At 43.3% G+C, this 11275-nt stretch carries 8 protein-coding genes, 1 tRNA gene and 1 pseudogene; 7 read left to right on the top strand and 3 right to left on the bottom strand.

Translation table 11 applies throughout. The features are described from left to right. The 5 genes and pseudogenes from WBA23_RS14470 to WBA23_RS14450 all read left to right on the top strand — a co-directional run. Positions 1-299 (top strand): annotated as a pseudogene (locus tag WBA23_RS14470) (TonB-dependent receptor); the annotation flags it as partial. A gap of 210 nt (positions 300-509) precedes the next feature. Continuing rightward, entirely contained in the window at positions 510-1151 is a 642-nt protein-coding gene (locus WBA23_RS14465) for a hypothetical protein (RefSeq protein ID WP_424582988.1), read from the top strand. After that, positions 1148-2293, top strand: a complete 1146-nt coding sequence (locus tag WBA23_RS14460; protein WP_424582987.1) for a sensor histidine kinase — start codon at positions 1148-1150, stop codon at positions 2291-2293. Before WBA23_RS14465 ends, WBA23_RS14460 begins: the two co-directional genes overlap by 4 nt. Beyond that, positions 2290-3066, top strand: a complete 777-nt coding sequence (locus WBA23_RS14455) for a LytR/AlgR family response regulator transcription factor (protein ID WP_424582986.1) — start codon at positions 2290-2292, stop codon at positions 3064-3066. Before WBA23_RS14460 ends, WBA23_RS14455 begins: the two co-directional genes overlap by 4 nt. An 843-nt stretch (positions 3067-3909) precedes the next feature. Further along, on the top strand, positions 3910-5505 hold the full coding sequence (locus tag WBA23_RS14450) for a glycoside hydrolase family 32 protein (protein WP_424582985.1): 1596 nt from the start codon (positions 3910-3912) through the stop codon (positions 5503-5505). A gap of 174 nt (positions 5506-5679) precedes the next feature. Here WBA23_RS14450 and WBA23_RS14445 read toward each other — a convergent pair. After that, positions 5680-5753 (bottom strand) — tRNA-Arg (locus WBA23_RS14445). Between the two features lie 171 nt (positions 5754-5924). On the opposite strand from WBA23_RS14445, the gene WBA23_RS14440 reads away from it, so the two are divergent. Further along, the gene (locus WBA23_RS14440) at positions 5925-6635 is read left to right on the top strand and encodes an outer membrane beta-barrel protein (RefSeq protein WP_424582984.1); all 711 of its coding nucleotides are present in this window, start codon (positions 5925-5927) and stop codon (positions 6633-6635) included. Positions 6636-6871: 236 nt separating this feature from the next. Here WBA23_RS14440 and WBA23_RS14435 read toward each other — a convergent pair whose 3' ends face one another. Continuing rightward, the gene (locus tag WBA23_RS14435; protein WP_424582983.1) at positions 6872-7327 is read right to left on the bottom strand and encodes a type I restriction enzyme HsdR N-terminal domain-containing protein; all 456 of its coding nucleotides are present in this window, start codon (positions 7325-7327) and stop codon (positions 6872-6874) included. A gap of 238 nt (positions 7328-7565) precedes the next feature. Between WBA23_RS14435 and WBA23_RS14430 the strand changes: the two genes are divergently transcribed. Next, positions 7566-9359, top strand: coding sequence for an SLC13 family permease (locus WBA23_RS14430; protein ID WP_424582982.1), 1794 nt, complete (start codon positions 7566-7568; stop codon positions 9357-9359). 137 nt (positions 9360-9496) lie between these two features. Here WBA23_RS14430 and WBA23_RS14425 read toward each other — a convergent pair whose 3' ends face one another. Next, positions 9497-10954 carry a hypothetical protein gene (locus WBA23_RS14425; RefSeq protein WP_424582981.1) on the bottom strand — a complete coding sequence of 486 codons (1458 nt, stop codon included), beginning with the start codon at positions 10952-10954 and terminating at the stop codon, positions 9497-9499. Positions 10955-11275 lie beyond the last annotated feature (321 nt).

Below are 11275 nucleotides of genomic sequence, written 5' to 3'. Positions count from 1 at the left end.
GCGGACGACCGTATTTCAACCCTCAGCAGCCGGAGTTTCACGCCGATCGGACTAAAGCCTTTCATAGCTTGAGTGTAAATGCTGCCTGGCTGATTCGGCAACACATCATTCTTTACGCGGCGGCTACTAATGTCTTAGGCCGGGATAACATTTTCGGTTACAACTATGCCTCGCAGCCCAATGAATCCGGTAACTACGATCGTATGCCCGTGCGGCCTACCGCTCCTCGTTTTTTCTTTGTGGGCATGTTCATCACACTGAGTAAAGACAAAATGAAGAATCAGTTAGATACACTTTGATGGAAATATGAAAAGGTAAAAGGTTGGAGGGTAGAAGGTTGAAGAGTTAGGACTAATGAACAGTTGACAATGGATAATTGAAAGTGACGAAGGACAACTCAGCAGTTGAACTGTGCGGCCGTCATCCACACAGACGGTTATTGACTAATGACAACTTAACAATCACTACCGAATAATTGATAGTATACACACTCTTTAAATTTTAAAATTATGAAACGTTTATTTATGTCAGTCATCTTATTTTGGTTTGCTACGCTAAGTTTTGCCAGTAATCCTGCTTACGAAAAAGCTATGCAGCAAGCTATTAGTCAACTGGAAGAAGCAGCGTCGCCTGAAACTTATCAAGCAGCGGCGAACCAGTTTCAACGCATTGCTCAGGTTGAGCAAGACGAGTGGCTTCCACTGTACTACGCTAGCTACGCCTACATTATCCAGGCGGCTAGAAGTGGAGGGGCTGAACAAAAAGATCAGAGCTTGGATCAGGCGCAAGCGTTGCTGGACAAAGCGAAACTAATTAACCCCGCCGAATCGGAACTGGTAACGTTGCAAGGCTACTTACACATGATTCGGGTAACGGTTGACCCTGCTAGTCGTGGCCCGGAACTGGCCGGGAAAGCTACCCAAACGCTGGCGCAGGCGGTTCAGATGAATCCTGATAACCCCCGAGCATTTTTATTACTGGGACAGATGCAGTACGGCACCGCCCAATTTTTCAAGAGCAACACTTCCGAAGCCTGTGGTTTGATTGGCCAGGCCGTGGCGAAGTTTAAGCAAATGGATAGTCAAGATACTTTAATGCCTCATTGGGGTGAAGCTACGGCGCAAGCCGCCCAGCAACGATGCAGTCCATGAGATCGCTATCAGAACAGGCGGTCATCCACTGCATCCCCAATTTGAATGATTCATTATCTTTAGGGAAAATTCATCTAATGCGTATTCCCATCTTTAAACGGGTAACATCTATTCTGGTATTCTCAACCCTGATTGGTGTACTTATCATGATATTAATAGCACCTCAATCGTTTACCTCCTGGGAAGGTTTAGAGCGTATTTGGCCCAGTGTAGCGATGTCGGTGGCCTACACGTTTTTGTTAAGTGAAGGAAACGGATATCTAAGTGATTATCTAACTCGGCTGGTTCCGTGGATTGATCAGCCAATCAAGCGGTTAGTCTTGGGAGTTGCCGCCATGTTTACTTACTCATTTATTGCTATTTTGTTAGTTCAGTTCACGGCAGCCAAACTCATTTGGGAACCTCGTTGCGATTGCGTGGCTACCTGGGAGGGGTACTATCTGGAAAATATGTACTTACCGTTAGGCATTACTATCGTCATTACGGTTTTTCTAACCAGTCGAGGCTTTCTATTAAGCTGGCGACAGACCGCTATTGAAGCGGAAAGGCTAAAAACCGAGCGGGTGGCTTCGCAGTACGAATCACTCAAAAACCAAGTAAACCCGCACTTTCTATTCAACAGTCTGAACGCACTCACCTCGCTAGTGTACGAAGATCAGAAGCAGGCGGCTAAGTTCATCAAGAAACTAGCGGATGTATACCGCTATGTGCTAGATAATCAGCAGAAGGAGGTAGTGCCGTTACGCGATGAGTTACAGTTTGTTAATGCCTACATATTTCTTCAGAAAATTCGGTTCGAGGATAATCTTCAGGTGGATATTCAAGTCTCGGAAAGCGATACGATGATCTTACCCCTATCACTACAAATGCTGGTAGAAAATGCCATTAAGCACAATATTGTTTCAGACGAACAGCCGTTAAGTATCCGTATTTACTCCGATGGCCCAGTTACGCTAGTGATAGAAAATACTTTACAACCTAAAACTTCGCACGAATATTCGTCGGGCTTAGGGTTAAAAAATATTCAGTCGCGCTACGCCCATTTGTCGGGACGGGAAGTAGAGATACAGGATGGGCCCGATAGATTCGTAGTTCGCTTACCTCTGCTGATTTTACAAACCCAAAAAAAGCAGTTGGTATGAAGATATTGATTATTGAAGACGAAAAGGCGGCGGCTAAGCATCTTACTGCACTAGTCCGGCAATTTGTTCCCGAGGCGGAAATTATCGCCCAGTTAGATTCAGTAAAGCGATCGGTGGAATGGTGGCAGAATAATCCGCCCCCTGATTTGGTCTTTATGGACATTCAACTGGCGGATGGACTGAGCTTTGAGATTTTTGAGCACGTCAGTATCACGGCTCCCATTATTTTTACCACTGCTTACGATCAGTACGCCATTCAAGCTTTCAAGGTCAATAGCATCGACTATCTGCTCAAACCTATTGATGAGGAAGAATTAGAAAAGGCTTTGGGGAAGTATTATAGTTACTATCAAAAGCAGGCTGACATAACTACATCATCGGTACCAGATTTAACCCAGCTTCAACAAGCATTGCAGATGCTACAACCAACAGAGTACAAGAACCGGTTTATAGTGAAGATAGGCGAACATATTAAGGCCATTCCTACGGAAGCGATATTGTTTTTTTTCAGTCAGGCCAAAGCAACCTACCTGCAAACTACGGAAGGTAAGCACTATATTATTGACTACCCGCTAGATCAGGTAGAACACATGATTGATCCGGCTCAGTTTTTCCGTATCAGTCGCAAATACATGGTTCGCCTTTCGGCTATTGATGATATTATCACGTACTCTAGTGGCCGCCTTAAACTTCACCTTAAGCACAGTAAAGACAGCGATGTGCTGGTAAGTCGCGATCGGGTATCAACCTTTAAAGCGTGGCTTGATCAGTAGTTTTCAACCATTGGGGATTAGTAGCTCGTACTACCCACTGGTGGGGAATTATGTACCCTTTTTAGTAAAATTTAACTTTTTGGCACAGGCAAAAAATACTGCAATGAAGAAGGAGTAAGACTATAAATAATTGATATTCAATTGATTGTTGTTGGATATAAGATATACCGTCGCTAAAATAGTTTTTTTGGCAATAGGTTTGCCTAATAATAGGTGAAGTGAGGGTTGTAGATAGGCTCGATTTTTTGAACTTACAAGAAGTATATTTTACTTTTTAATCTAACCACCGAGTTTATCTCTATATTTACAATTAACAACAGTTAGTTGACGCGACACAGGTAAAACTGTGTCGCTTTTTTTATTAATTGGCAGAAAATTTATAATATTCGCTCAAATTCAGCTTGAATAAGACTAACTAACCAAACTTATGGATACTAACACAATTCTACTCATTGGCCTAGCCGTTGTTTTCATTCTCTCCGCAGTAGGCGTTTGGCTGGGTAACCGGGGTAAATAGCAAGGCTAACAATTTTTATCTTATTCATTTATTAGCAAATTTGGGCACTGCATGTAAGTTATGCCAATTTTTGACTGAGTATCTCTGGAATAATCCTCCTAATTTTCGTTTACATTTTATACCCCAAAGCGATGGAGATGAACGAGGTATTGCTTTGCCGGTATGTAAAAAACAGGCTCTTTTGAGGATATTCACGAGTAATGAGTTTTTCCCAGCTACGGCTGGGTTTTTTATTGCCCTATTTTTTCCATAAACTAGATGCTGTTCCTAGCTCTTTAAGAACCTTTTTTACTGATAATTTCTTTATATCGTACAATTAATTAGCAATGAAAGAAGCTCTACCTATTCTAGTAACTAATATATTATTAGCAATTACAGTGGGCTGTCAGTCTACTTCCTCAGAATCTACCAAAGTAACAACTGATACTACAGACACTGGTGAACAATACCGACCGGTTTATCATTTTACTCCACCCGAACAATGGATGAACGACCCCAATGGAATGGTTTTCTACGATGGAGAGTATCACTTGTTCTACCAGCACTATCCTGATAGTAATGTGTGGGGACCGATGCATTGGGGCCACGCCGTGAGCGAAGATTTAGTCCATTGGGAGCATTTACCTATCGCGCTGTACCCCGATAGCCTGGGCTATATTTTCTCGGGTAGTGCCGTAGTGGATGATAACAATCTTTCGGGTCTGGGAGCGGAAGGTAATCCGCCGATGGTCGCTATATTTACCTACCACAATCCGCTGGGAGAAGACGAAGACCGCAATGATTACCAAGTGCAGGGTTTGGTGTATAGTAATGATCGGGGGCGCACCTGGACGAAGTACGAAGATAATCCGGTAATAGAAAATCCGGGGATTAAAGACTTCCGCGACCCGAAGGTGTTTTGGCACGATCCGGACCAAAAGTGGGTGATGATATTGGCGGTGGATGATCGGGTGCACTTTTATGAATCATCCAACCTTACCGACTGGAATTACATGAGCGAGTTTGGCGAAAATAGTGGTTCGCACGGTGGAGTATGGGAGTGTCCTGATCTATTTACGCTGACCACCGATAGTGGTGAAGAACGATGGGTGCTGTTGCTCAGTATCAATCCGGGTGGACCAAACGGTGGTTCGGCAACCCAATATTTTGTAGGAGATTTTGACGGAAAAACTTTTACTAATGATAATTCGGAAGATATGTCGCTCTGGTTAGACTTTGGAAAAGATAATTATGCCGGAGTAACATGGTCGGATATACCCGAAGCAGACGGTCGCCGTATTTTTCTGGGCTGGATGAGTAACTGGCAGTACGGACAAGAGGTACCGACCTACGCTTGGCGCAGTGCCATGACGATACCCCGAACGCTACATTTAGTAGAAACCGAAGCGGGCTTACGCGTAGCTTCTCTACCGGTAGACGAACTGGAAGTGTTACGGAAAAATAGCGTAGCCCTGGAGGCAATTACCTTAGAGGGTAGCCAAGACATTAGCTCGAAACTTAGTCAGCCAACCTCAACGCTAGAACTTAAAGTGGATTTTAATTTGAGTGAAGCCACCGCGAGCGAAGTAGGAGTTAAGTTGTTCAATAGCTTAAACGAAGAGATAATTATAGGCTATAATCTGGCCGATCAAGAATATTTTGTGAACCGAAGCAACGCCGGGAAAACAGATTTCTCAAATGATTTTCCCGGAAGGTTTACTGCCGAGCGGGTAGGAGATGGAGATACCTTAAGTATGCACCTCTTCATTGATGTGGCTTCAGTGGAATTATTTGGTGATGACGGCACCACGGTGATGTCTAATATCTTTTTCCCAAACGAGAATTTTACGCAATTTGCGCTATTCGCCGAAGCGGGAGTAGTCACAGTGATAGGGGGTACAATCTATAATCTGTCGGAGCAATCGGTGATTGCGAATAAATAGATTTTGTCTTTTGGAAAGCGGAAAGAATATTTTGGTGATGCCTAAAGTTAGCTTGAGCAGCTTTGCTTTTGTAGTTAGTTAGATAGAAAACCACACACCTAAAATTTAGAGCTTGACCATTAGCTCACCACTAAATGAAAAAGCCCTCTACCGCAATGATAGAAGGCTTTATAGTGACCTTGTTAGGATTCAAACCTAAAACCTCCTGATCCGTAGTCAGGTGCTCTATTCAGTTGAGCTACAAGGCCATTCGTATAACCGAAGGGCAAAGATAAGCAATAAATTCATTTCCAGGCAAGAACAATTCAGGAAAGAAAGCTTCGTTTTTTTACGAACTGTTGGTGAAGCCTCTAATCCCTGCTATAATTATTTTACCTTTGCCAACGTATTATAAGAAACCTAGAGAAAATTAGTTGAACGTGTTACACTACAAAAAATTTTTAGGAGGGCTAGCCCTTTCTTTGCTTATCGCCACTACTTCAGCTCAAGCGCAAGACACCACCACTACCCCCGAAGGTGCCCAACCTGATTTGCCCGGTATGTTACTAATAGACTTTGGGTTTAACTTCTTAAACAATGCCCCTGATGATTTGGAGACCCGAATTTGGGGTTCCCGAGGGTTTAATGTTTACTACCTGTATCCCATCCCTATTGGCGAATCTAAGTTTTCGTTACATACGGGGCTGGGTCTAGGGTTTGTTAATTATAGTTTTGATGGTAGAGTCACACTAAGTGACGAGCAGGATTCTACCCAGTTCGTTCCGCTAGATGCCACTACCTATCCCAATCTTCGAAAAACTCAGCTTACTACTCACTACCTAGACATTCCGTTGGAGGTGCGTTTCTTTGCTAAAGAAAACTACCGAGGCTTCACCGCAGCGATAGGGGGACGCGTAGGCCGCCTAATTAATTCGTTTACCAAGATTAAGTACGAAGACGGTGGAACAAACGAGGAAGATAAATTTAAGCGTCGATATAACCTTAACCCGTGGCGCTACGGGGCCTACGCAAAAGTGGGTTTCCGCGGTATTACCTTAACAGGGCAGTATATGTTCTCTGATCTTTTTACTTCGGGTGAGGGCCCTGAGGTAAACAATTACAAAATAGGCATTACTATTGGCCTATTTTAGAAGTAGCTTCTAACACTTAAGACCAGGAATTAAGGAAGACATATTTGCTAAAGCTCCACTAAGATCTTTTGGCAATAAGTTTCTCTGTTCACAAAATGTATTGACCGGTTCGTCGACAATCTCAAACTCCTCTAATTTAGCTATACACCTTCCCTCTAAATTACCTTAACAAAATTTTTGAATCAAATCTATCGGTTAACGATAAATCTTAAATAGACTAGTTCTCGCGGTAGTAATCAAATATAGGCTGGCAACTCCGGCTGAAACTCAAAGCGTTGCTGGTGGTGGTGAATACGACAACAGTAGTGGCGTAAGCCATTAGTGATAACTAGATAAGGGGCTTGCAGTGTATAGTTGTACCAAGCTGATTGCTGGAACGTGTGCTCGCCTAGTTTCACATTATAAGATTTACACTCCACTACCAAGAAAGGCTGAGCGTCCTTACCAAAAACAACGATATCTGCTCGCTTTTTCTGACCATTTACGGTTAACCCACATTCTATTTTAAGCAACGACTTAGGATAATGTAAATGATCGACTAAGTAATGAGCGAAATGCTGACGTACCCACTCTTCGGGGGTTAGGGCTACATATTTTTTTCGGAAGATATCGAAAATCATCTGCCCTGAATCTTCAATAACAATACGCGGTGTGAATGAGGGTAGGTTTAAAGAGGGTAGTGATTGGGGCATGGTTTTGGTGCGAAGGTGTTAGGGTGTTAATGTACTAATTTATGGATGCGGTTGTAGTATAGATTTTGATAATTCACTCCTGTCAATTAATAGTTTTAGATCAATTGGTAAACCAAAACAAACCGGCATACTGTCTACCGTAACACTCTACCACTAAGAACTGTACTACTTAAACATCATAACACAAATTTTATGTGCTAACTTCGCAATTAGAGTAAGTAGATTATTAAGATTCCGTATGCTGCCTCAGTATCTTCAGCAAATAATCACTTTAGGAAGCATTCTATTGCTATTCGTAGCCATTTATCGTGAGTGGGTGCGTCCGGCGGTTGGCTTTTTAGGTATTGTACTAGGGTTAGTACTGCTTCAGATCATTACTCCTCAGCAAATGTTGATGGGCTTTTCCAATGAATCTATCGCTAGCGTAGTGTTATTGGTGGTATTGAGTTCAGCGTTGGGTAAAAACTTTCAGATTGAATCATTCATCGACCGCTTTTACCATCTGGGCAAGCGCGATACTCCGCTAGGCTATCGAGGCTTTTTACTACGAATGATGGTACAGGTAGCTGCTTTGTCATCCTTCGTCAACAATACTCCGGTAGTAGCACTAATGACTCCTTACGTGTTTAATTGGGGGCGGAAGTATAATGTAAGTCCTTCGCGCCTACTTATTCCATTGTCTTACGCCACTATTATGGGTGGAATGATTACGCTGGTGGGTACCTCTACTACCTTAGTACTAAACGGCTTTATGATTAGCAATGGGGTGGGGGGTATCTCCGGGTTAAGCTTATTACTGATTGGCGGGACAGTTTGTGTTCTTGGTATTCTGTTTATTGTGCTAGTTGGTTATCGTTTGCTGCCTAACCATGAGGATATTCTGAATAAGTTCAAGGAAAACCGACGGGAGTATTTAGTGGAGACTGCTTTAGAAAGATCATCGCCAATGATTGGAAAAACCGTCAATGAAGCTGGATTACGAAACCTTCGAGGAATGTATCTGGTAGAAATTATCCGGGCCAAGCAAGTGATCTCCCCAGTAGAACCTCGGGAAAAGCTCCAAAAAAGCGACGTGCTAATTTTTGCTGGGGCTACTGAATTTATTTTCGACCTAACCAGCAATGGGCGAGGACTGGTGTTACCGCAGTACGATAAGACCAAAAAGCGAGATGCCGTAAAAGTAATTGAAGCAGTCGTTGGTGCTCACTCTAATCTAATTGGTTACACTGCCAAGGAAATTGATTTTCGCCGACGCTACGATGCGGCTATCGTCGCTATTCATCGGAATGGGGAACGGCTGAGTGGAAAAATTGGGGAGATTAAACTCCGGCAGGGTGACCTGCTACTGCTGTACGCTGGCCGCGATTTTCGTAATCGGGTAGATTTGTATCGGGACATTTTCATTGTTACTCAAGTAAAAGAATTTCTGCAACCCAAACGCAAAAAGACACTATTGTTTTTGGTAGCGGTGTTCGCATCTATCGGGGCCTTGCTGGTAGGATTTGTTTCGTTATTCACCGCATTACTGCTCATTTTTGCTGCTATGGTCGGTCTGAAAATGATAACTTTGGCCGATGTAAAGCGTGACGTTGATGTGAACATGGTTGGTATTCTGGTGTTTTCGTTGGCGTTAGGTCAGGCAATGATTACCACCGGAAGCGGCGAGTTGCTAGCTCAGCAGATTCTGAATGTTACCGCATCGTTAGGACCTATGGCGGTGCTAGCAAGTTTGCTAGTTATCACAACCATCCTCACTTCTTTTATTACTAATGTAGGAGCCGTTTCTATCATGTTCCCGTTAGCCTACGCTGTTAGCAATACTTTGCAGATAGACGGTATGCCACTGTACTTGGGCATTGCCTACGGAGCCTCGGCTGCTTTTCTTACTCCCATTGGCTACCAAACCAACCTTATTGTGTACGGACCCGGAGGCTACAACTTTCGCGATTTCTTCCGTATTGGCCTGCCGGTTACAATTATTTATTTAACTACCGTACTGGTGATGATCAAGGTACTGTATCCTGATTTTTAGTGATTCATTCCAGCAGCTTATTGATTCTAACAAAACTATGTCTCTTCTACCTAAGCGGGATTAACAAGGTATCCGATTGGCAATAAAACTTGTTCGTCCGCCGAGATTCTCTTCCCAGATGAATTAATAGCCTGAACCTATTGGCCATAGAATCCTTCTCTGATAAACTGGTTAACATTGTCAGCGGAATACTCCGGCCACCACGTTTTAAGCGGTCGCTCTCTCGCCTCCAGCAAGAAAGCAGTAGTAGAAGCCTCTTTCCCAATAGATTTATGGTAGTCACTGATTGTCCTATTAGGATTGGGCCACGCGGGATTAGGCTTGTCATTCTTCTTGACCCAGTTATACGCTATGTTGTTACGTTGAACCATCTCTCCCCCAAAACCCCACTTATTATTGTACATATCTATAGCAAACCGGGCTACATTAATGCAGTTTGACAAAATATTATCCTCTACAACCGATGGTATTGTGATGTCTCCGATACCTCGAACGGAAGCAGTTCGGGGGTAAGCAGTATTAGTTGAATCCATTAGCCTTACCTCCTGGAAAACATTACCTCTAACCACAGCAAACGCCTTGGGCAACGGGGCACTTCCGTGGTATCCAAGATTTACATTATTTGCATTTTGCACGAACAGGTTATTCTCTACGTATCCGCCAGAACGCAAGTGCAGTCCGTTAGCCGAAGCTCGCGCAATAATATTACCGCGGATTAAAATCTTTTCAGAATGCGGGTTACTCGTAGACATGTATATGTTGTGATTATACATAGTGGCACCGGCTCCTTCAATCTGCTCATTCCACCCGTTGTGATCAAATAAGTTTTCCTCGAGTAAAATCCCTTCCACTCCGTAGATAAACATACCCTGTACTCGCGTTCTTTTCTCGTGGACATGATAAGAATCTCCGGCCCAAGAATGTAGGCAGATATTACGTCTGAATTTAAAGTTCTTTAATGCTCCTACCGTCGCTCTTCCTTCTTTTCCGCTGCCGGTGGTGTAAGCTCCCATTTGCATGTAGTTGAACTTGCAATCCTCAATCAATATATTTTCACCACGGGCGTTAATGAAGGAAATTGCCGACACTCCCTTTTCACTTTCGTAATCAGGAGAATTAGGATCGTGTTTATAGGCATAAAATTCCAACCCAATAAACCCTAGATGTGACCTTTCGTCGCGTTCCAAATAGAAAAAAGGACGCTCAGTTTTGATGAGGGGGCGCCCACCTTCATTACCGTAGTACGAAACAACCATCGGCTCTTCAGCACTTTTTCCGGAATAAAAAGACCCTAGTCCTTCGCTGATTGTCCAGGTATCGCCCCTTTTCAATAAAATATGATCGGGGTACGTATCCCGAACCAGTTGCTTAGCCCTTCTGATTGACTTAACAGGTGCTTGTTCTGAGAGTCCATTGTTTTGATCGGAGCCCTCGGAGGCACTCACGTAAATTATTCTTGAAGTCTCCGATGGTTGGATGATCGTCCATCCAGCTGAATCGAGCGGAAGCTGGGCGGAGGTGCTACTCACAAAGAGAAGAGTAAGAATGAAACTAAGGCTCACTATTCTGAAAAAGAAGCCTCGTACGCTATCCATAGTATTTATCATAATCTTCAAATGACGAAACTTGCCAAGACCTTATTGTGGGCGTATTATATTAATAAATCCAAATCTTTAAACTACTAGATAGTAAACATACTAAACTAAACACTGACCACTACAGCGATCAATTAAAAACTGCTCTGTAAGGTTTCTTTTTGCAGAATAATTACGAACTTACGAAGTATTGATACTAGAAATAGATAGCTAAATGGATAGACGATCTGCCCTAAAACAAGCCGCCTTACTAGCCGGGGGCTTAGCCTGGCTTCCTTCCTGCGACTTTGGACCCCAGCGAGCCGCGGTAGCCCTGGATAA

Origin of the sequence: Tunicatimonas sp. (assembly GCF_049647865.1) — a bacterium.
Lineage (GTDB): Bacteria > Bacteroidota > Bacteroidia > Cytophagales > Cyclobacteriaceae > Tunicatimonas.
This window is presented reverse-complemented; position numbering and strand designations above follow the sequence as displayed.